Origin of the sequence: Pseudidiomarina sp. (genome assembly GCF_048267825.1) — a bacterium.
Classification (GTDB): domain Bacteria; phylum Pseudomonadota; class Gammaproteobacteria; order Enterobacterales; family Alteromonadaceae; genus Pseudidiomarina.
Window position 1 is genome coordinate 139,290 of sequence record NZ_JBLWWR010000003.1, and the last position, 21,120, is coordinate 160,409.

At 47.6% G+C, this 21,120-nt stretch carries 15 protein-coding genes and 2 tRNA genes; 6 read left to right on the top strand and 11 right to left on the bottom strand.

Features of this window, described 5'->3' with window-relative positions:
* Nucleotides 1-118: 118 nt before the first annotated feature.
* The 6 genes from ACN0UN_RS04810 to dnaQ all read right to left on the bottom strand — a co-directional run bounded on the left by ACN0UN_RS04810 (nucleotide 119) and on the right by dnaQ (nucleotide 7,131).
* On the bottom strand, nucleotides 119-2,344 hold the full coding sequence (locus tag ACN0UN_RS04810; RefSeq protein ID WP_417658973.1) for an NADP-dependent isocitrate dehydrogenase: 2,226 nt from the start codon (nucleotides 2,342-2,344) through the stop codon (nucleotides 119-121).
* Nucleotides 2,345-2,428: 84 nt separating this feature from the next.
* Entirely contained in the window at nucleotides 2,429-3,634 is a 1,206-nt protein-coding gene (locus ACN0UN_RS04815; RefSeq protein ID WP_417658974.1) for an EAL and HDOD domain-containing protein, read from the bottom strand.
* Nucleotides 3,635-3,729: 95 nt separating this feature from the next.
* A complete protein-coding gene (locus ACN0UN_RS04820) occupies nucleotides 3,730-5,907 on the bottom strand; it encodes a M3 family metallopeptidase (RefSeq protein ID WP_417658975.1) in 2,178 nt (725 codons plus the stop codon).
* Between the two features lie 208 nt (nucleotides 5,908-6,115).
* Nucleotides 6,116-6,192 (bottom strand) — tRNA-Asp (locus ACN0UN_RS04825).
* Nucleotides 6,193-6,223: 31 nt separating this feature from the next.
* Nucleotides 6,224-6,300, bottom strand: a tRNA-Asp gene (locus ACN0UN_RS04830).
* Between the two features lie 144 nt (nucleotides 6,301-6,444).
* The gene (gene dnaQ / locus ACN0UN_RS04835; protein WP_417658976.1) at nucleotides 6,445-7,131 is read right to left on the bottom strand and encodes a DNA polymerase III subunit epsilon; all 687 of its coding nucleotides are present in this window, start codon (nucleotides 7,129-7,131) and stop codon (nucleotides 6,445-6,447) included.
* A gap of 198 nt (nucleotides 7,132-7,329) precedes the next feature.
* On the opposite strand from dnaQ, the gene rnhA reads away from it, so the two are divergent.
* Nucleotides 7,330-7,797: a ribonuclease HI gene (rnhA, locus tag ACN0UN_RS04840; protein WP_417658977.1), complete on the top strand. Its 468-nt coding sequence runs from the start codon at nucleotides 7,330-7,332 to the stop codon at nucleotides 7,795-7,797.
* Here rnhA and ACN0UN_RS04845 read toward each other — a convergent pair whose 3' ends face one another.
* Both ACN0UN_RS04845 and ACN0UN_RS04850 read right to left on the bottom strand, forming a co-directional pair.
* Complete coding sequence (locus tag ACN0UN_RS04845) at nucleotides 7,798-8,193, bottom strand: rhodanese-like domain-containing protein (RefSeq protein ID WP_128351966.1); 396 nt, start codon at nucleotides 8,191-8,193, stop codon at nucleotides 7,798-7,800. It lies immediately after the preceding gene.
* A gap of 33 nt (nucleotides 8,194-8,226) precedes the next feature.
* A complete protein-coding gene (locus ACN0UN_RS04850) occupies nucleotides 8,227-8,952 on the bottom strand; it encodes a methyltransferase domain-containing protein (protein WP_417658978.1) in 726 nt (241 codons plus the stop codon).
* A 71-nt stretch (nucleotides 8,953-9,023) separates the two neighbouring features.
* Here ACN0UN_RS04850 and gloB point away from each other — a divergent pair, with 71 nt between their 5' ends.
* Together gloB and ACN0UN_RS04860 are read left to right on the top strand one after the other, a co-directional pair.
* Nucleotides 9,024-9,737, top strand: coding sequence for a hydroxyacylglutathione hydrolase (gene gloB / locus ACN0UN_RS04855; RefSeq protein WP_417658979.1), 714 nt, complete (start codon nucleotides 9,024-9,026; stop codon nucleotides 9,735-9,737).
* Between the two features lie 42 nt (nucleotides 9,738-9,779).
* Entirely contained in the window at nucleotides 9,780-11,387 is a 1,608-nt protein-coding gene (locus ACN0UN_RS04860; protein ID WP_417658980.1) for a LysM peptidoglycan-binding domain-containing protein, read from the top strand.
* A 9-nt stretch (nucleotides 11,388-11,396) separates the two neighbouring features.
* Here ACN0UN_RS04860 and ligA read toward each other — a convergent pair whose 3' ends face one another.
* Genes ligA through smc form a run of 3 tightly spaced genes read right to left on the bottom strand, consistent with a single transcriptional unit; the run spans nucleotide 11,397 to nucleotide 17,851 of the window.
* The gene (gene ligA, locus ACN0UN_RS04865; protein WP_417658981.1) at nucleotides 11,397-13,439 is read right to left on the bottom strand and encodes an NAD-dependent DNA ligase LigA; all 2,043 of its coding nucleotides are present in this window, start codon (nucleotides 13,437-13,439) and stop codon (nucleotides 11,397-11,399) included.
* 4 nt (nucleotides 13,440-13,443) lie between these two features.
* The gene (gene zipA, locus ACN0UN_RS04870; RefSeq protein WP_417658982.1) at nucleotides 13,444-14,349 is read right to left on the bottom strand and encodes a cell division protein ZipA; all 906 of its coding nucleotides are present in this window, start codon (nucleotides 14,347-14,349) and stop codon (nucleotides 13,444-13,446) included.
* A 34-nt stretch (nucleotides 14,350-14,383) separates the two neighbouring features.
* Nucleotides 14,384-17,851, bottom strand: coding sequence for a chromosome segregation protein SMC (smc, locus tag ACN0UN_RS04875; protein WP_417658983.1), 3,468 nt, complete (start codon nucleotides 17,849-17,851; stop codon nucleotides 14,384-14,386).
* 213 nt (nucleotides 17,852-18,064) lie between these two features.
* Here smc and cysZ point away from each other — a divergent pair, with 213 nt between their 5' ends.
* Genes cysZ through rimO form a run of 3 tightly spaced genes read left to right on the top strand, consistent with a single transcriptional unit; the run spans nucleotide 18,065 to nucleotide 21,089 of the window.
* Complete coding sequence (gene cysZ, locus ACN0UN_RS04880) at nucleotides 18,065-18,820, top strand: sulfate transporter CysZ (RefSeq protein ID WP_417658984.1); 756 nt, start codon at nucleotides 18,065-18,067, stop codon at nucleotides 18,818-18,820.
* Nucleotides 18,821-18,862: 42 nt separating this feature from the next.
* Nucleotides 18,863-19,675, top strand: coding sequence for a hypothetical protein (locus tag ACN0UN_RS04885; protein ID WP_417658985.1), 813 nt, complete (start codon nucleotides 18,863-18,865; stop codon nucleotides 19,673-19,675).
* 58 nt (nucleotides 19,676-19,733) lie between these two features.
* A complete protein-coding gene (gene rimO, locus ACN0UN_RS04890; RefSeq protein WP_417658986.1) occupies nucleotides 19,734-21,089 on the top strand; it encodes a 30S ribosomal protein S12 methylthiotransferase RimO in 1,356 nt (451 codons plus the stop codon).
* Nucleotides 21,090-21,120: the final 31 nt, after the last annotated feature.

The following is a 21,120-nucleotide window of genomic DNA, read 5'->3' on the forward strand; positions in this document are numbered from 1 at the left end:
AGTACGTGCGGCAGTTTCGTTTATTAGTCTATCACCTGACGATTCCGCTTACCCAGCGTTTAGTTATAAAAAAACCGAGGCAAATAGCCTCGGCTTTTCACATTCCGGTTAAACTCACTTATAAGCTAGCCAAGGTGCTATTCAAAGTCGCTGACGGACGCATGGCCTTATCAACTAACTCTGGATTTGGCTGGTAGTAACCACCAATTTCAACAGAGTGACCATGCACACTGTTCAGCTCTTCAACAATTTTAGCTTCGTTTTCATTAAGCAGTTTGGCCAACTTACCAAAACGCTCAGCCAACGCCTTATCTTTACTCTGCGCCGCCAATGCTTCTGCCCAATACATGCCTAGATAGAAGTGGCTGCCTCGGTTGTCGATTTGACCCAGTTTACGTGCAGGCGACTTGTTGTTTTCAAGGAATTTTGACGTTGCAGCGTCCAGAGCATCCGCCAAAATCTGCGCGCGGTCATTGTTATTACGCTGAGCAAGGTGCTCCAATGACGCTGCCAATGCTAAGAATTCGCCCAGTGAATCCCAACGTAAATAATTTTCTTCAACAAATTGCTGTACGTGCTTCGGTGCAGAACCACCCGCACCGGTCTCGAACAAGCCACCACCGTTCATCAGTGGCACAATTGACAGCATCTTCGCTGACGTGCCCAGTTCCAGAATTGGGAACAAATCAGTTAAGTAGTCGCGCAATACGTTACCGGTAACTGAAATGGTGTCTTTGCCTTCTTTGACACGTGCTAGCGTGTGCGTCGTGGCTTCCGTTGGCGCCATAATACGAAGATCGAGCCCGTCAGTATCGTGCTCTTTCAGATACGCATTAACTTTCTTGATCAGTTCAGCGTCGTGTGCACGGTTCTCATCTAACCAAAACACAGCAGGCATACCACTTAAGCGCGAACGATTAACCGCCAGCTTCACCCAGTCGCGAATTGGCGCATCTTTAACCTGACACATGCGCCAGATATCACCTTTTTCGACATCGTGTGAAAATACAGTTTCGCCAGCTTTGTTTAATACAACAACTGTACCATCAGCTGGAATTTCAAACGTTTTATCATGCGAGCCGTATTCTTCAGCTTTTTGCGCCATCAAACCGACGTTTGGCACTGTGCCCATGGTTGCCGGATCAAACGCGCCGTTGTCTTTACAAAAGTCGATAGTCGCTTGATAAACACCGGCATAGCAACGATCTGGAATCATGGCTTTGGTGTCTTGGGTTTTACCTTGACGATCCCACATGGTGCCGCCATCGCGAATCATTGCAGGCATTGATGCATCGATAATCACATCGCTTGGCACGTGCAAGTTGGTAATACCTTTGTCTGAATTAACCATCGCTAATTCAGGTTGTTTGTCATAAACAGCTTGAATATCTGCTTCAATTTCAGCGCGCTGTTCTGCTGGAAGATCGGCAATTTTCGCCAACACGTCGCCGAAACCATTGGTTGCATCAACGCCAAGTTTGTTAAATACATCGGCGTGTTTTGCGAAAACGTCAGCGAAGTAAACTTTTACGGCATGACCGAACATGATTGGGTCAGAAACCTTCATCATGGTTGCTTTTAAGTGCAGTGATAGCAGAATACCCTGCTCTTTAGCGGCTGCAGTTTCTTTGGCGAAGAAAGCTTGTAGCTGAGATGCACTCATGCGCGCAGCATCAACAACTTCGCCGGCTAATACTTTGACGGAGTCTTTAAGCACGGTTTGGCCTGCTGGCGTGTTCAGCACAACTTTTAAGTCATCGGCTTGTGCAAACGTTGTCGATTGTTCGCTGCTGTAGAAATCGCCATCGCTCATGTGTGCAACGTGCGTTCGCGAGTCTTTACTCCAAGCACCCATGCGGTGTGGGTGTTTCTTTGCGAAGTTTTTAACCGAAGTTGGCGCGCGACGATCAGAGTTACCTTCGCGCAACACAGGGTTTACTGCAGAACCTTTAATTTTGTCATAGCGAGATTTAACATCACGCTCTTCATCGGTTTTTGCTTCCATAGGATAGTTTGGAAGTTTATAACCTTGTTCCTGTAACTCTTTGATGGCGGCCATCAGCTGTGGAATAGACGCACTGATATTTGGCAATTTAATGATGTTTGCTTCAGGCGTTTTCGCCAATTCGCCCAGTTCAGCAAGGGCATCACTGATGCGCTGCTCTTCCGTTAAATACTCTGGGAAACTCGCAATAATACGACCCGCTAAACTGATGTCACGGGTTTCCACTGACACGCCTGCTGCATCGGTAAAAGCACGAATAATTGGCAGCAACGAATACGTCGCCAAACGTGGAGCTTCATCAGTTTCAGTGTAAATAATCTTTGAACTATCAGTCGACATAGTGATTCCTATTCATTAGTTCAGGACAGAAAAAAGTGGCCCGAATTATAGCAGGATATGGCCTGAATCACTAGCGCTTGGTGGTTATTCGATCACGATGTTGTTAAGCAATTCATCAACTAAGAAGTGACACTGCTGATAAATATCAAACAAATCGCCATGCGATTCTAACGGTTTCTTCATCGCTAAATCATATTCAAATTGTTGCACTGCTTGCAGGTATTTCCCCAGTTCGCCTTCGTCATTTAATACTGCAGAGCGAACCGACTCGGAGACATTTAAGTCAGCAATAAATGTTTGTTTTTCAATACCTAGAAGAACTTCCGAACCTGACAGCAGACCAACTAAGAACGCTGGCCCTGGTAAGCGATTAAATGGGTCTTTTTTGCGTGCTAATTCGCTACACATGTAAGCGCGGGTCAGTATTAACTTCGTTTTTTCCGGTGCCTGCCCTTTTACCGCGACAATTAACAACACCCATTTACGCAGTGGTTCAAGGCCTAATAACATAACCACTTCTTTTAAGGACTCGATTTTACGAGTCAGTCCGTAATACGGGCTGTTAGCAATTCGCAATAGATTGACCACCAACACGGGGTCGGTTTGCAGCGCTGCAACTATTTCATACAGCTCAGGGTCTTCCGCAAATAGCTGGTTGATAACAAGCGTTAGTTGCGTTGCAGCCGCAGATGGTACGCGCCGACCTTCAACAGCAGTTGGTCGGGCAAGAAAGTAGCCTTGAAACAGGTCAAAGCCTAATTCCTGATATTGTTGCAGTGTTGTTTCATCTTCAATGCGTTCGGCAAGCCAGAGTACATCAAGATGTTGCAACTCTTGGTAGCGCTGCTTGGCCAGATCAAATGGCGTTTTTTCAATATCAACTTTGATGATAGTCGCGAGATCGAGTAGAGGTTTCCAATCTTCTTGAAATTCAAAATCATCCAGTGCGAACCGAAATCCTTTAGCTACCCAGCGCTCAATTGCTGCAATAATTTCATCGTTTGGCTCAATTCGCTCAACTAATTCGACAATCACGTGTTCAGGCGCTAAAGGGAGAAATAGCCCAGACAGCAAAAATTCAGTTGAGACATTCACACACACCGGTAGTTTGATGTGCTCAACGTACTCTAACAGGCCTGTGCAAAGGTTATAAAGCACTTCACTGGTTGCAACACTGTCACCGACTTCAAACGCGGTAATCCCCGTTTCATGACGATAAAGAAGCTCATGCGCATAAATATGGCCGTCGCAATCGTAAATAGGCTGTGAAGCAAACAAAATCTCTGGCATCCCTGTACTCTCTTTCGCACAAATTTTAGCAACCTGTATATCAAAAAAAGGGGGCCAGAGCCAGCTCTGTCCCCCTTTAACACTGTAATCACGTATTAATCGATTTTAGGTGTCGTTAAACCGCGACGCTCCAGTAAGGCCTCACCGGTTGGCTCTTGGCCACGGAAGTCAATGTACTGTTGCATTGGGTCTTTGCTGTTCCCTTTAGACAAAATAGTGTCACGGAATTTCTGACCATTTTCTAAAGTTAAACCGCCCTGCTCTTGCATGTATTTAAACGCGTCTGCAGCAAGAATTTCTGACCACATGTACGCGTAATAACCGGCTGAATAACCGCCAGCAAATACGTGCGCAAAGAAGGTTGATTTATAACGTGGTGGCACCGCGTCAACAGCCACACCGTTACGCTCCAGCGCAGCAGTTTCAAATGCCGCAACATCTTCAATGCTGGCCGCAGCTTCTGGCGATAAGGTGTGATATTCGAAATCGAGTAACGCAGACGCAATGTACTCTAACGTGTCATAACCCATGTTAAAGTTTTTCGCTGCTAACACTTTGTCGAGTAATTCTTTTGGCATTTGTTCGCCAGTTTCGTAATGCTTCGCAAAGTTATTCAAAACCTTTTCATTCAGCATCCAGTCTTCCTGGAAGGTTGACGGAAACTCAACGTAGTCACGTGATACTGATGTACCAGCAAGTGACGGGTACATAACGTCTGAGAACATGCCGTGTAAGCCGTGGCCCATTTCATGGAACATGGTACTTACTTCATCAAAGCTCAGGAAGGTTGGGCCTTCAGCGGCTAATTTGATGTTTTGGTTGTTCAGAACAACTGGCTTTTTGTCTAATAAATTAGACTGACTAACAAACGAGCTCATCCAAGCACCGCCACGTTTACCGTCACGTGTGAACCAGTCGCCGTAAAACAGGCCGAGTGTTTCGCCGTCGATGTCTTTTACTTCATAAACGCGAATGTTGTCGCCATACGTTGGGATGTCGTCGCGCTGCTCAAACGTGATACCGAACAGTTCCTTCATCGCGAAGAACACGCCATCTTCAACAACGCGGTTAAATTCGAAGTATTTTTTAACTTCTTCAGAATCTAACGCATATTTCTCGGCGCGAACTTTCTCAGCGTAATACGCCCAATCCCATGGTTGTACTTCAAAGTCACCGCCTTCACGGTCAATCATGGCTTGGATTTCTGCTTTTTCAGCTTCAACGTTGCTAACCACTGCCGGAACCAATTTGCGCAACATTTCTTGTGCTGCTTCAGGGTTGCCGGCCATGCTGTTCTCAAGCACGTAGTCACCCCAGCTGTCATAGCCAAGCAACTGTGCTTTTTCGGCACGCAATTGCGCTAAACGTTTAACCAAAGGACGGTTGTCAGTTTCAGTGTTACCTGTGCCACGGTAGGCTGAAGCTTCCCAAATGCGTTGGCGAAGTTCACGATTTTCCAGTGACGAAAGAATCGGTTGACGGGTGGTGTTGGTGATGGAAATTGCGTATTTGCCATCATGACCAACTGAAGTAGCGGCGGCTGCAAGCTGCTGAATTTCAGCATCGCTCAAGCCAGCTAACTGTGCCTTGTCATCAACAACAATCATATTCTCTTTAGCCAACGCCATCAGGTTACGTTGAAACTCTGTGGTCAAAGACGAAACTTCGGAGTTAATTTCACGAATTTTGCCTTTAGCTTCTTCATTCAATTGCGCACCAGCACGAACAAAACCTTTGTACGTGTCTTCAACCAGGCGAAGCGCTTCGCCGTCAAGCTCTTCGCGGTTGTCGTATACCGCTTTCACGCGAGCAAATAGCTCAGGGTTCAAGGAAATGTTATCGCTATGCGCAGCCATTTTTGGCGCTAACTCGCTCTGTAAGGCGCGGGTATCGTCATTACCATTTGAACCAGCTACGTTATAGAAAACGGATGCTACGCGGTTTAGCAATGCACCAGCACGCTCCATCGCGACAATGGTATTTTCAAATGTTGGAGCTTCTGAGTTACTTGCGATTGCCTCGATTTCTTTCGCATGCTCGTCCATACCTGCTTCAAACGCTGGCATGTAATGCTCAAATTTAATTTGCGTGAAATCTGGCGCATTGTACGGCAGTGTGCTTTCTGCGTAGAAAGGATTGCTTTCATTAAATGCTGAGTTTTGAGCTTGCTCGGTTTGAACAGTTTCATTGACTTGCTGAGTTGCGTCTTTATCAGAACAGGCAGCGACCGTAAGTGCCGCGCCAATAGCAACAGCGATAAGGCTCTTGCGCATAGTTATTCTCCCTTGTGTGAATTTAACCTTACTAATGTACTCTTCAAGGAAGTTCGGCTCAAGAGCCGTTCATGGCACAATTGTAACAATTTGCCCCAAGTTTGCTGCAGTTCGGCTAATTCTTGCGCAAGGATATGTTTTGTCGGGTGATTCACAACAGCGTACAGATATTCGAGAATTTAATATGGGGAATTTACAACTTGAGAGATGGCGGAGCGGACGGGACTCGAACCCGCGACCCCCGGCGTGACAGGCCGGTATTCTAACCAACTGAACTACCGCTCCGCAGCGGTATAACAACTACATTTCAGGAAAGTGGCGGAGCGGACGGGACTCGAACCCGCGACCCCCGGCGTGACAGGCCGGTATTCTAACCAACTGAACTACCGCTCCGCTTTCCTGCTTCTGAGTTTCCCGGGTGGGTCCCCCTGAATGCGGAGCGAATATTACGAGCGCCTGCTACTATCGTCAACCTTTTTTTTCAACTTTTGAATCGTTTGCATGAAAAACCAGCAAAACGGCTCAAAACTCGATAGTCTACGACCAAAGCGCGTTGTCGATTATCTTTATCCTATCGCGATGTGCTTGTTCTTCTTCCTGCGTTGCGCGAACAATTTTAAGCGCAGTTTTTTGCTCAACTCGGGTCCACCCAGTGGACTGTTCGCCCTGATTTCCTTTCAAGTTTGCAGCCAACTCGAGTTTCGTTTGCCCACCGGTCATCATCAGATATACATCGGCAAGCAACTCAGCGTCTAATAATGCGCCGTGAAAGGTTCGGTTCGAGTTGTCAATTCCGTAGGCGCGGCACAGCGCATCCAGGTTATTCTTCTGACCGGGTCGCATTTCCCGCGCCAGCATTAAGGTATCGAGTACAGTGCAGTAATCTGTTGTTTTTCCAGTGCCATCACGCAACAAGGCAAACTCGTGATCCATAAAGCCAACATCAAACGCGGCGTTATGAATGACCAGTTCGGCACCGTTGATGAAATCAAGAAATTCAGCAGCTACTTGCGAAAAAACCGGCTTATCTTCCAAAAATTCATTTGTTATTCCATGTACTTCGATTGCTTCTTGCTCAACCACACGCTGTGGATTGATATAAGCATGGAAGGTACGCCCCGTTGGCTTGCGCCCAATAATCTCAAGCGCACCAATTTCGATGATTCGGTGTCCTTGGGCGGGGTCGAGGCCTGTGGTTTCGGTATCTAATATTATTTGGCGCATCTTAGTTACTCGTTGTTCGTTGTTCGTTGTTCGTTGTTCGTTGTTCGTTGTTCGTTGTTCGTTGTTCGTTTAAGGACGGCCAGTCTAGCAGAAACTTCCTTTTAAAGGCTATTCGATTGCGGAGCTTGTTGTTGTTCTGAAAAACAGACACACTAATACCAATAACGATTAACGATTAACGAACAACGAGTATCAAACATGAAGCAAGTACACATCTATACCGACGGCTCTTGCCTTGGTAATCCCGGGCCTGGCGGCTATGGTGTCGTTATTGAGTATGGAAAGCATCATAAAGAGTTGGCTCAAGGCTACCAGTTAACAACCAATAACCGTATGGAGATGCTTGCAGCTATTCGGGGTTTAGAAGCGCTTACGCGTGCCTGTGATGTGGTGGTTACGACAGATAGTCAGTACTTACGCCAAGGCATACAAAGCTGGATACATAACTGGAAAAAAAATGGCTGGCGTACCTCGAATCGAAAACCGGTGAAAAACGCCGATCTCTGGCAAGCACTCGATGCTGCCACGCAGCTGCATACGATACGTTGGGACTGGGTAAAAGGTCATGCGGGACATCCGCAAAATGAGCGTTGTGATGAATTAGCCCGTATCGCTGCAAGTGGTAAAGACTTACTTGAGGATACAGGCTTTAATCCAGATAGCTGATTATTCGCCGGCAACTTGCGGGTATTTGGCTTCTTCCCATGCCTGCATTCCGCCAACAACAGAAATAACTTTTGCCTTATCAAACCCCATGCGTGCCAATGATTCTGCGGCTAACGCTGAGCGTCCCCCAGAACGACAAATCAAATAAAGTGGTTCTGCAGCAATACGCTGCAGCGCATCATCATAGCCAGCAACAGCTGGGTGCTGATTAATCTGCATTTCTAGAACGCCGCGCGGCATGTTAACGGCTTGTCGAATGTGCCCTGCTGCAAATTCGCCTGGCTCGCGCACATCAATTACACGTGCGCCTTCGGCAATTTTTTGTTGCAATTCATGCACATCAACTTCGCTAACGTTACTCCGTGCTTGCGCGCACAATTCTTGTGAACTTAACATCAACAACTCCTATTTTTTAGTTCAATACATGAGTTACTTTACGCGATTAGCAATAGGTAGACCATTCATCTGCGGTTTCATTCGCTTCTTAACACGCATGACAGTTAGTGGAAACTCCCGTTTTCTCGCAACAATGTAATACATGCTGCTAAGTTGTGGGATAAACCGTGTTATACCCGCTAACCCAAAATCAGCGCGAGTCGTTTTGCCTATCATGAGTGTGGGTGCAACGTACCCTGCGTCCATAATCTCAAAATTAAGTAGTGACAACCAGTCGGTAATACGGGCTTTACTAAAATAGCGACCATTCCACGGCGGTTGCCTTGTGTTTCCGGGCCAGCATCCCGTTAATACCGAGGGACTAAAAGGGTTAAATCCAGCAATAAGTAAATAACCATCAGCGATAAGGCTGCGACTCATTTCCCTAAGCACTTGGTGCGGATCGCGTTCAAACTCGAGTTGCCCAATCATCATCACAGCATCAAGAGCATTCTCTGCAAATGGCCAGTACTCAAGTTCAGCAAGAATGTCACTCTCGCCATACTGGGCCGCAGAAAACTGATGGCGAACCCGCAAATCAGGTAGCTCTAATTCTTTCGCCAAGTGACCAACGCGAGCTAAGTAATAACCAAATATTTTGGCACTGTGTGGCGCTAAAACCTGACTCAATTGCTGTTGCATCCAAGTGCCGTGAGGCATTTGCTGCCAGCTTGTTGGGCCTTCATTCGCGCTTTCTCGGCGCGCAGGCGTTAACATCATTGCTTGCTCCCTTTATAATCAACACCTATAAAGGTGTTATGAACCGAACTTAAAAGCAAACTGGTGACTCCATGCATATTTCAGCAATTCCTGCATTTGATGATAACTATATTTGGGCTATTCAAATGTACAATGGTAGTGATGCCATCATTGTTGACCCCGGTGATGACCAACCCGTGCGTGAATGGCTGCGCCACCACGACGTAAAAATTTCAGCCTTTTTTATAACCCACCATCATTGGGACCATACTAACGGCTTACTTCCTTTACTGAAAGATTATCCTGTATCCGTGTATGGTCCACGCGGCAGCGACATTCAAGGCGTTACTCATCGATTAGGGCACCTTGAACGTTTTACCCCCGTTGGCGGTGAGCGCGAATTCACTGTATTTGAAACGCCGGGGCATACACTTGACCACATTTGCTTCTATACGCCTGGTCACGCATTTGTTGGCGACACATTATTTTCAGCCGGTTGTGGTCGCATGTTCGAAGGCACCCCGGAGCAATTTCACAATTCTTTACAGTGCTTAGCTGAACTACCGGACAATACCAACGTCTATTGTGCTCATGAGTACACAGCTGCAAATATCGAGTTTGCCTTAACAGCAGAACCTGATAATGCCGCTATAAGCCAATACAGTGAACAGGTTAAGCAATTACGAGCTCATGGGCTGAAAACCTTACCCAGTACGATCGGGTTAGAAAAACAAATAAATCCATTTTTACGGGCCGCCTCAACTGAGCAATTTGCAAAGTTACGGCAGTGGAAAGACCAGTTTTAATCCCGTAAACTGCAAGCACTTTCGAGTTTTGGAATGAAGTACATGAAAAAATGGTTAGCACTAGCAATCTCTACCAGCCTGATTACCGGCTGTTCTTTAACGCCTTGGAACAACGCGCCAGCGGATGACGAAGTTGCGGTTATCACCGTGCCCGAAAACCCAGTCGCAGAACCCGATGACGTTGCAAGCGAACCAACCGACGCCGATGCGCAGGTTGAAGAGGAAGTTGCTGTCGTTGAGCTTACGCCTCAGCAAGAAGCTGACTTGTGGCAGCGCATTCGCCGCCAGCTAACCTTTAACGCACCTGAGCTACCTCGTTTGGTAAGTCAACGCAATTGGTACATGAAAAACCCACGTTACATGGAACGCGTCGCCACCCGTGCCCAACCGTTCATGTACTTGATTGTTGACGAAATTGAACGGCGTGGCATGCCACTTGAGTTGGCGTTATTACCCATTGTCGAAAGTGCGTTTGACCCATTCGCATATTCGCACGGCCGTGCAGCTGGCGTATGGCAGTTTATTCCTGGAACAGCGCGCCATTATGGCTTAGAAATCAATTGGTGGTACGACGGCCGTCGTGACGTTTACGCGGCAACTCATGCTGCCCTCGATTATTTAGATGCACTGCAAAAGCGCTTTGATGGCGACTGGCTGCATGCGTTGGCCGCATACAACTCAGGTGAGGGCCGGGTTGCCAACGCGATTCGAAAGAACAAGCGAGCTGGCAAACCAACCGACTTCTGGTCACTCGACCTGCCCCGTGAAACCCGCGCTTATGTACCCAAATTACTTGCCTTAGCTGATATCTTAAAAAATCGTGAAGACTACGCAAAACATTGGCTGCCTATCGAAAACAAACCGTATTTAGCCGTTGTTAATGCGCACAGCCAGATCGATTTAGCTAAAGCTGCAGAAATGGCTGAGCTTGATCTCGATACCCTGCATCACTTTAATTCGGCATATAACCGATGGGCGACCGATCCTGTTGGTCCGCACCGTTTGTTGTTACCGATAGAACACGCCGAACGGCTACAAGCGTGGCTAGAAACCGCGGACAGCAAAGAACTGGTGCAATGGACGCGCCACAAGGTGAAGTCTGGTGAAAGTTTGCTGGTTATTGCGAAGCAATATCACACAACGGCAACAGCCATACAGCGCGCCAACAATATAAATGGGCACATTATTCGTGCTGGCGATTTCCTTTTGGTTCCGGTAGCAACCCGAGACCTGGATGATTACAACTTGTCAGCTGAGCAACGTTTGGTTTCTAAACAGTCGCAATCGCGCGGTGCATATAAAGTTGAGCACGATGTAGTTCGTGGTGATACGTTGTGGGATATCAGTCGTGAATATAACGTCAATCTGCGCAGTCTGGCGAGCTGGAATGGCATGGCACCGACTGATCCATTGCGCCCAGGCAAAACGCTTGTGGTTTGGCTACCGCAATCCGAAAAACCTTCTGGCGTAGTGCGTAGCCTAAATTACAAGGTGCGCTCTGGCGACTCCCTGGCACTTATTGCTTCACGGTTCAGTGTAACCATTACCGATATTGAGAAGTGGAACCAAATAAGCCGTCAGAACTATTTGCAACCGGGCCAACAACTCAAACTCTATGTTGATGTAACCCGGTTAAACACACAGTCTTAAGTACATCGATTAATTGAGCAGGTCGAGCAGTTCGGCCTCGCTCAATACCGGTACACCCAGCTGCTCTGCTTTCGTGAGTTTTGAGCCCGCATTGTCGCCCGCAATCACCGCCGTAGTTTTTGCCGACACACTTCCCGATACTTTTGCGCCGCGCGCCTGCAAAGCACGTTTTGCATCATCACGTGTCATTTGACTCAGTGTTCCCGTCAGTACATAAGTATTGCCAGCCAGCGTAGCTTCGCTGGCTGCCAGTTTCTCAACGGCAGGCCATGTTATTCCCAGCTCAATCAGTTGGTCGATAACTTGTTGGTTATGGGGCTCACGGAAAAATTGAAAAATATGGCTTGCAACAATCTCACCAACATCACTCACTTGCACAAGTTCGTCCATTGTCGCGCTAGCAATTGCCGATAACTCGCCAAAATGAGCCGCTAGGTTTGCCGCAGTTGCCTCACCAACTTCACGAATACCAAGGCCAAACAGGAAACGCGGTAACGTGGTCTGTTTACTTTTTGCAATCGCAGCAATAATTTTTTCAGCCGACTTCTCACCCATGCGCGGCAAGTGAGCCAGTTCGCGCGAACGTAAACGGTATAAGTCAGCAGGCGACTTAATCCACTCACGCTCAACCAATTGTTCGATAAGCTTATCGCCCAGTCCGTCTATATCCATGGCTTTACGTGACGCAAAATGTTTAAGTGCTTCGCGCCGTTGTGCAGCGCAGATGAGCCCCCCAGTGCAGCGCGCTACAGCCTCACCTTCAACCCGCTCAATGTGAGAGTCGCAAATTGGACACCTTTGCGGGAATTCAATCTTTCGGTTTTGCTCAGACCGGCGTTCATGAACAACCTGTACGACCTGCGGAATAACGTCTCCCGCCCGGCGAACAATAACTGTATCGCCAATACGAATATCTAACCGTTCAATTTCATCAGCATTATGCAGGGTCGCGTTTGAAACCACCACGCCACCAACTGCGACGGGTTCCAGCCGAGCGACCGGCGTGATTGCACCTGTTCTACCAACTTGAAAGTCAACGCCGCGAATAATTGTTAACTCTTCTTGAGCCGGAAACTTCCAGGCGATAGCCCACCTTGGTGCGCGCGACACGAAGCCAAGATCATCCTGCTGCGCAATTGAATTAACTTTCAATACAATGCCGTCAATTTCATAACGTAGGCTGTTTCTGCGGTTCAATATGTCTTCATAGTAAGTTTTACAGTCTGCGGGCTTGCTGACCACTTTTACTTCGTTACTAATTGGTAAGCCCCAAGTCGTTAGCTGCTGTAAGCGGTCAAAATGTGTTGTTGCCAAATCACAATCATCGCTCACCACACCCATACTATAAGCGTAAAAGTGCAACGGCCGTTTTGCCGTAATATGTGAATCGAGTTGCCGTAAACTACCCGCTGCAGCATTACGCGGGTTTGCAAAAACCTTCTCGCCGGCCGCTAACGCACGTTCATTATATTGCTCAAAAGCATGCGTTGGCATAAACACCTCACCACGCACTTCTAACCGGCGCGGGAAGTTGCCTGAAAGCTGCAAGGGTACATTGCGAATAGTCCGAACATTTGCCGTGATATCCTCACCGGTTTGCCCGTCGCCACGAGTGGCTGCACGCACCAACGAACCGTCTTCATATAAAATACTAACGGCGGCGCCATCAAGCTTTGGTTCACAACAAAACGCAATATCAGATGCGCTATCAAGACGCTCCATGACCCGATGCACAAATGCATCAAACTCCGTCTCGGCAAAGGCGTTATCGAGACTTAGCATGGGCGTTTCATGGGTAACTTGAGTAAACGCATCAAGTGCCTGACCGCCAACTTTCTGAGTCGGCGAGTCATCACTTTTTAGCTCAGGGTGAGCGTGTTCGAGCTCCACCAGTTCGCGAAATAATCGATCATACTCAGCATCAGGCACCGAGGGTTGGTCGAGCTCATAGTATTCGCGATTGTATCGGGTTAACAACTCCCGCAATTCCGCAACCCGCAACGCTGCTTTGGGTTGCACTGCGGGTTGATCATCAAATAAATCTTTGGTCATAGGATTAGGTATGTTTAATTAGGCGTTTACGCTCAAATTCGCGGATGCGCTGGTGGATATGCTGAACTGCCTGACGCGTCAAAGGGTTTCGGTGCTCATCGAGTACTTGCCCCCGCCCAATGGCGTTGGCTAACTTAACGGCCGCGTTGTGCATCATAGTAAATGCCTGCAACGAGTTGCTTTTAATGGGTAACGCCAAAAATAATGCAACACCATCTGTCTGGAAAGTTTCGATAGTATCGATGTTAAAGCTGCCGGGATTAAACATGTTGGCAAGACTAAACAGTACGGAGCCATTACCCGCTGTATCAACATGACGATGAAAAATATCAAAATCACCGAATTTAAACCCTAGTTCGGTCATTTGCTGCAACAGCACAGCCCCCTGTATGTCACCGGTTACATGCAATACGATAACTTCTTCGGGTTCTTCATTAAGAATAGGCTCATCGTCACTGCGTTCAAGCGGAAGATCCATACTTTGTTGCGCAGGTTGTAACGGTTCCTCTACTGATTTTGGAGCTGTTTCTGCAACCGCCTTACGAGGGGCAGGCTTACGCTCAGGAGCTTCTGCTGCCTCTACTTTCATTTCAGGTATTTCGATATCAGAATCATCTGCTGTCGCACGTATTGGTGACGCAGGTTGCTGCCTTTGCTCCGATTTGCCTAAATCGGGTGGCGTTGTTTCTGAACTAGCCTGCTGCTGCGAGGTTCGTTTCACCACGCGCACAGTGCCTACGCCATCATCATCAAAACCATTCGAATTTGCTTGCCGACGCTTTTTCTCTATGGCCTCGACGCGTTCGCGCTGTAGCTTTTCATTGCGACGGATGGTCCAAACACCGTGACCCACAATCGCGGCGATTAGCACTAACCCGATGATACTAAAAACAATCTGCATCGTACTCATAACATGCTACTCACTTGCCAATTCGTTATTATTTTTAGGACGCTTCTGTAAGCGCCACAGCTTCATCGATATCAACCGCGACTAGTCTCGACACCCCAGCCTCTTGCATGGTCACCCCTGCCAAGTGCGATGCCATTTCCATAGCCACTTTGTTATGGCTAATGTAAATAAATTGCACGGAGGTCGACATTTCTTCAACCAAGCGGCAAAAACGCCCAACGTTAGCATCATCCAATGGCGCGTCCACCTCATCAAGTAAACAAAATGGTGCCGGGTTCAAACGAAAGATTGCAAACACTAATGATAAAGCCGTTAAAGCTTTTTCACCACCCGAAAGCAGATGAATTGTGCTGTTTTTCTTACCAGGCGGGCGAGCCATAATGGTTACACCCGTTTCCAATAAATCATCATCGGTAAGATCTAAATAGGCACTGCCACCGCCAAACACTTTAGGAAACAACTCCTGTAACCCAGTATTTACCGCATCGTAGGTTGCTCTGAAACGCTGCCGGGTTTCTTTGTCAATTTTACGTATCGCACTTTCAAGCGTTTCTAATGAGGCCGCGAGGTCGTCATTTTGCTGATCTAAATACTGTTTACGCTCGGCTAACGTCTCCGCTTCATCAATTGCAGCAAGATTTATTGCGCCGAGGCGTTGTATTGCATTTTGTAAACGTTCCAGCTCTGCTTGCCAAGCTTTTTCATTCGCTTCTTCAGCGAGTTCTTCGAGCACTGGCTTCAGCGGTTGTTGCATCTCTTGTAATACCGCGAGTACGTTGCGCGTGCGTTCCTGCAGTGCTGCTAGCTCCATCTGGCTACTTTGAAGCTGGGCTCGTACTTTTTCAATTTGTCCCTGAACTCCTTGAGTTCCCGAGCTTATCTCACGAATCTTTGCTTCCTGTTCGCTTAATTTATTGGCCCACTCCCGGCGCTCCTCATCCACTTGCTCACGGCTTTGAATAAGCTCCTCCAACTGCAAAGCGAGCACCTCGAGTTCTTCCTGTGCATCGCTATCAGGCGCATCCAGCAAAGCTAACTGTTCTAGCGCTTGCTGACGTTGCTGTTGCACACGGCTTACCAGCGTTTGATGGTGCGTCAACTGCGATTCTATTTGTTGAAGCTGCATCGTAAGTTGTTGCACTTGAGTCTGCGCTGAGCTCATTAATTCGCGCGCGTGCTGCCGTGACGTTTGCAAGGCCGTGCGACGCTGTTGCCATTCATTTTCATCGTCGCCGGTTTGCTGCAACTCGACGGTTTCAGCTTCTGCTTCGAGCGTTTCATTGTCTATCTGTAACTGCTCTAACTGTGCTTGCCACTCAGCTCTCTGCAACGTAATTGCATGTTGCTTTTCTGCTAATTTTTCACGTTGCTGCTGGTGCCATGAGAGTTTATCGGTAAGGCTCGCGTGCTGCGCTTGAATATCGCTCAACTGTTCCCGCATTGTGTCGCGGTTCACTTGCTGCTCAGAAATTGTTTGCTTCAACTCGTCTTGCTCAACCGCGAAGTTGGCCAGTTGTAGCTCTAACTGTCGAAGCGCTTCCTGCGTTTGTGTTAGTTCGTTTTGCTGCGCCAATTGGCTATCGCCTGAAGCGATGCTCGCAGCTTGATACCCTTCTGCAGTCCACAATTGTCCGGCTGCAGAAATCTGCGCCATATTTGCGTCAGTTGGGTTTGCAGCATGCAGCTTGTCATCAATGCATTCCAGCTGCTGCAACACCGGCCATTGTTGCAAAGGCCCTTCTACGAAACGCGCTAAACTGCGCTCTGGTGGAACCTTATTAGCCAGAACAACCAACTGCGCACCAAGTTGTTGTGGCCAGTCATTCGGCTGACCGGCAACAACCCATGCGTCCATCCAATTACTGGCTACTTGCTCAGCTGCATATTGCCAGCTTCGCTCAACCTTCAGTAGATCACGAACCTGGCCCAAGGTCTCAATACCTTGCTGATCAAGCCAGGCTTTTACTGCCTGAGGCCAGTCTTTAGCTTGGGCTGCTTGAAGTAAGTGCTCCAACGAGCTTTGGCGACCAATTAGGCGCTGCTGTTCCATTTGCACGGTTTCGCGCTGCTGTTGCACGTGACTCAATTGCGATTGAGATTCTGCTAGCCCTTGCTCAGTTGACGTTATTTCTTGCTGCAATTGCTCACGCTGCGACTTCAATTGCTCAACTTGCTGTTGCAAAGCAGTATCGACCAGCTCGTTCTGTTGCTGTTTAATTTCTTCAATTTCAGCTGCGGTGCGCTGCAAATCATCCTGAACACGTTGCTGTTGATGCTCAATGCGCTGCTGTTTCAATTGCACCTGCTGAAACTGTTCACGCTGACGTTGCTGTGCATCTAAATGGCGCTGATAACCATCCTGCCACTGTAACCAAGCCGCTTCGTCCGCTTCAAACCGTGCAGTTGCTTCTTCTAAAGCATGTTCTGCAATTTCTTGTTCTGGCAGAAGCAGCTGACGCTGTGCTTCGAGTTCTTGTCGTTGTTCATCATCAGCTGCCAATGTTTGTTCATGTTGGGTTAGCTCTGCCTGCAGCTGACTTTGGCGTTGCTCACGTTGCTGTTGCTGCTGACGGTGCGACTGCAGCTCGTGCTCGGTACGCGTGATGTCATTACCCAATTGATAATAAAGCTGCTGCACCTCATCAAGCTTCTGCTTGGTTTCTTCCGCCAATTCACGCAACTCAATAGTACCGCGCTCGCTGCCACGCTGCTCAGCCAGCCACCGTTCAAGCTCTGTTTCATATTCGCGAATTGTGGCTCGAATACTCTCGGCCTGTTGCTCTTGTGCAAGCCAACGCAAAGCTTGAAGTTCGGCTTTGAACTTGCGTTCCTGGGCTTTAAGTTCTTTATATCGGCGGGCGGCTGAAGCCTGGCGTTGTAACTTATCGAGCTGTGTACCTAACTCGTCGCGTACATCATTTAACCGATCAAGATTGTCACGGGTATGTTGCATGCGATTTTCAGTTTCGCGGCGACGCTCTTTATATTTTGAGATGCCAGCGGCTTCTTCAAGAAAAACGCGCAGCTCTTGCGGTTTAGACTCAATAAGTCGCGAAATCATGCCTTGTTCAATAATGGCATAACTACGCGGCCCAAGCCCGGTGCCTAGGAATAAATCGGTGATATCCCGACGTCTGCATTTGCTATTATTCAGGAAGTAGTCGGAGCGGCCATCACGTGTAACGAGTCGTTTTACTGATATTTCAGCATAATTGGCGTATTCACCCTGAATACGCCCAGAAGAATTATCAAAGACCAGTTCAACGCTGGCTTGTGAAACAGGCTTGCGTGAGTTTGAACCATTAAAAATGACATCAGTCATGGCATCGCCACGAAGGTTTTTCGCCGAGCTCTCACCAAGAACCCAGCGTACCGCATCTATGACGTTCGACTTACCGCAACCGTTCGGCCCAACAACACACGTCATTTGGTGTGGGAATGGCACTTTGGTTGGGTCGACAAACGATTTGAAACCGACCAATTTAATGTGTTTTAGGCGCATTTATAATCGTTATGAGTTCGCTACCAGTTGAAGAAACATCCAGTGTTTTACTGTCCATTCGACATTAGCAGATAATTGGAAATTTTGTAATAGCTTTACACGTTCTAGAATGGTTAACTAACCCTTACATTTTCAAGCAAATTTTAACACTTTACCACGCTATACTTCAGTACCGTAAAGTGTACGTAAACATAAGAATTTAGGTGGAACGATATGCCCGTTTACAGTGAATTCGGCGGTAGTTACATCGCCCGCGGTTTCGAGCTCGCTTTTCAAAAAGGTGTTCGCCGTTATGTACTGATTCCTTTGAGTATCAATATTCTATTATTTAGCTTTGCTATCTACGCAACGTTTCACTACACCACACAGTGGGTTGGCCAGTTAATGGCATGGCTGCCTGGTTATTTAGCTTGGTTGGAACTGTTGCTATGGCCATTAATTGTTATTGGTATCGTACTTATTTTTGCGCTTACTTTTACCAGTGTAGCGAATATTATCGCGTCGCCATTTAATAGTTTACTGGCGGAAAAAGTAGAATTTAAATTAACGGGCAGCGGTCCGGCGGACGGCGGAGTCTCGGGTATGATACGCGATATCCCGCGTATCATTGGTCGTGAATTTCAAAAAATCCTCTACTTCATACCACGAATTTTAGGCTTCGGCTTATTGCTGATATTTGTACCTGTACTGGGGCAGCTTTTGTGGTTTTTATTTGGTGGTTGGATGATGACCATCCAATACGCTGATTACCCCTTTGATAACCATAAGGTACCTTTTCGCACCATGCGTGCTGAACTCTGGCAACGGTCTGGAAAGAGCTTATCCTTTGGCTGCATTGTTGCGATACTCGCAAGTATTCCACTGGTAAACTTGGTCATGATTCCCGTCGCTGTATGTGGCGCAACAGCAATGTGGGTCGATCACATAAGATTCTCGACGAATGGGGCTAGCAATCATTCGTTAACCTGATTATTATTTTAATATTATGCAACAAAACATTTACTAAACATTATGATAAAAAAAGGATTACTTAGCTTAGCTTTAGTACTTCCCCTGTTCGGAGGTGCTTCGGAGCGGACAAGTCATCATGAAATCACTTGGGCGGCTACGATTTCACCACCTTTTCACATTGTTAGCGGCCCCTTAGCGCAGCAAGGGGTTTGTGATGCTTTTGTTGATGCTTTGATTGATGCGATGCCTACCTCCAAGCACAAAGTTGAGCGCTTACCGCGATTACGTATAGGCATGCTGTGGCAGCAGGAAAAGAATCTTTGTTATCCATGCATGATTCACCGGCAAGAAGAACAGAGCCTCATTGAGTATTCTGATCCGACTTATACGTATCCATCGCATGGCATTATTACCCGCCCTGAGCTCGTTGCTGAGCTCACGTCAAAATATGGTAATCCAGTTGATTTAAAAGCAATGCTTTCCGATCAATCTTATCGGTTTGGTCAACCTGTGGGGCGTTTGTACGGTAAATTACAGCCTCTTCTCGATGAACACTTAATTGGCACATCACAACATACAGACCTAGCTGGTGAAACTGCAAACACCAGCATGATGTCGATGATTTTAGGCAATCGTCTTGATTTCACCATTGATTACCCGATGCTAAAACGCTTTTATGAAGCAACTGAAGGTCGTAACCTCGCGTTTTTACCGATAGCTCAATTGGCTGGTGAAGAGGTCATTGGTGCTGTTGCTTGTACACGCAACAGTTGGGGAGCAGACACCATTAAGCGCATTAACCAAATAATCCCCGCGGTGCAGAACAATCCTAAATTTCAGCAAGCACAAGAAACCTGGTTGCAACCCGAATAGGCAACGTTAAATCAGCCGTGGTATAATTCGCGTTTTAACGCAAACTGCGAGCGCATGAATGACTGTCGAAAATTTCCAACCCACTAAAGCACCGAATGAAGCCGCCCGTATTGGCTTTGTGAGTTTAGGCTGCCCTAAAAACCTCGTCGATTCTGAGCGAATCCTTACGCAATTGCGCACTGAGGGCTACGATATCGTCAACAGTTACGATAACGCCGACATGGTCATTGTGAACACCTGCGGATTTATCGACTCAGCGGTGCAAGAGTCTCTAGATGCAATTGGCGAAGCGTTAAATGAAAATGGCAAAGTTATTGTTACTGGCTGCCTGGGTGCAAAAGACGACGAGATTCGTGAAGTGCATCCCAATGTGTTGGCGATTACCGGCCCACATGCATACGAAGAAGTTATGGGGCACGTTCATAAATATGTGCCGCAACCACAACACATTCCTTTTGAAAACTTGGTTCCCGACACGGGTGTCAAATTGACGCCTCGTCACTTTGCGTACCTAAAAATTTCGGAAGGCTGCAACCACCGTTGTACCTTCTGTATTATTCCATCGATGCGCGGCGACCTTGTTAGCCGCCCTATTGGTGATGTGCTAAGTGAAGCACAGCGCCTTGCGAATGCGGGTGTAAAAGAACTGCTGGTCATATCGCAAGATACCAGCGCCTATGGTGTAGATGTGAAGCATAAAACCGGATTCTGGGATGGCAAGCCGGTAAAAACAAGCATGCAGGCGCTTTGTGAAGCGCTCGGCGAACTGGGTATTTGGGTTCGTCTGCACTATGTTTATCCGTACCCAAGTGTTGATGACGTGATTCCGTTGATGGCCGCTGGCAAATTGCTGCCTTATCTTGATATTCCACTGCAGCATGCCAACAAGCGTATCCTGCGAATGATGAAGCGCCCGGGCTCAGCCGAACGCACGCTTGAACGCATTCAAAAGTGGCGTGAAGTTTGTCCAGACTTAACCATTCGCAGCACCTTTATTGTAGGTTTCCCGGGTGAAACTGAAGAAGAATTTGAAGAATTGTTGCAGTTCTTACGCGAAGCACAATTGGATCGGGTTGGCTGCTTCACGTATTCCGACGTTGAAGGCGCTAAGGCCAATGAACTGCCGGATCCAGTTCCAGAGGACGTTAAACAAGCACGTTACGCGCGTTTTATGGAAGTGCAGCAAGAGATTAGTGCCGCTCGTCTGCAGGCAAAAATTGGCCGCACGCTAACTGTTCTTATCGACGAGGTTGATGAAGAAGGTGCAATTGGTCGCAGCTACGCAGATGCGCCGGAAATTGACGGTTTGGTGTACCTAAATGGCGAATTAAATGTTCAGCCTGGCGATAAAGTTGAAGTTGAAATTGAACACGCCGATGAGTACGACTTGTGGGGCTCGGTAGTACGTTCATAGATACGGTATAAAACCGGTGGCGCTATACGCA

Bases quoted from the DNA above. Each gene is read 5' to 3' on its own strand.
- smc (WP_417658983.1), bottom strand. From the start codon at position 17,851: ATGCGCCTAAAACACATTAAATTGGTCGGTTTCAAATCGTTTGTCGAC.
- ACN0UN_RS04810 (WP_417658973.1), bottom strand. From the start codon at position 2,344: ATGTCGACTGATAGTTCAAAGATTATTTACACTGAAACTGATGAAGCT.
- ACN0UN_RS04850 (WP_417658978.1), bottom strand. From the start codon at position 8,952: ATGATGTTAACGCCTGCGCGCCGAGAAAGCGCGAATGAAGGCCCAACA.
- dnaQ (WP_417658976.1), bottom strand. From the start codon at position 7,131: ATGCGCCAAATAATATTAGATACCGAAACCACAGGCCTCGACCCCGCC.
- gloB (WP_417658979.1), top strand. From the start codon at position 9,024: ATGCATATTTCAGCAATTCCTGCATTTGATGATAACTATATTTGGGCT.
- cysZ (WP_417658984.1), top strand. From the start codon at position 18,065: ATGCCCGTTTACAGTGAATTCGGCGGTAGTTACATCGCCCGCGGTTTC.
- ligA (WP_417658981.1), bottom strand. From the start codon at position 13,439: ATGACCAAAGATTTATTTGATGATCAACCCGCAGTGCAACCCAAAGCA.
- ACN0UN_RS04860 (WP_417658980.1), top strand. From the start codon at position 9,780: ATGAAAAAATGGTTAGCACTAGCAATCTCTACCAGCCTGATTACCGGC.
- ACN0UN_RS04885 (WP_417658985.1), top strand. From the start codon at position 18,863: ATGATAAAAAAAGGATTACTTAGCTTAGCTTTAGTACTTCCCCTGTTC.
- ACN0UN_RS04845 (WP_128351966.1), bottom strand. From the start codon at position 8,193: ATGTTAAGTTCACAAGAATTGTGCGCGCAAGCACGGAGTAACGTTAGC.
- ACN0UN_RS04820 (WP_417658975.1), bottom strand. From the start codon at position 5,907: ATGCGCAAGAGCCTTATCGCTGTTGCTATTGGCGCGGCACTTACGGTC.
- ACN0UN_RS04815 (WP_417658974.1), bottom strand. From the start codon at position 3,634: ATGCCAGAGATTTTGTTTGCTTCACAGCCTATTTACGATTGCGACGGC.
- rnhA (WP_417658977.1), top strand. From the start codon at position 7,330: ATGAAGCAAGTACACATCTATACCGACGGCTCTTGCCTTGGTAATCCC.
- rimO (WP_417658986.1), top strand. From the start codon at position 19,734: ATGACTGTCGAAAATTTCCAACCCACTAAAGCACCGAATGAAGCCGCC.
- zipA (WP_417658982.1), bottom strand. From the start codon at position 14,349: ATGAGTACGATGCAGATTGTTTTTAGTATCATCGGGTTAGTGCTAATC.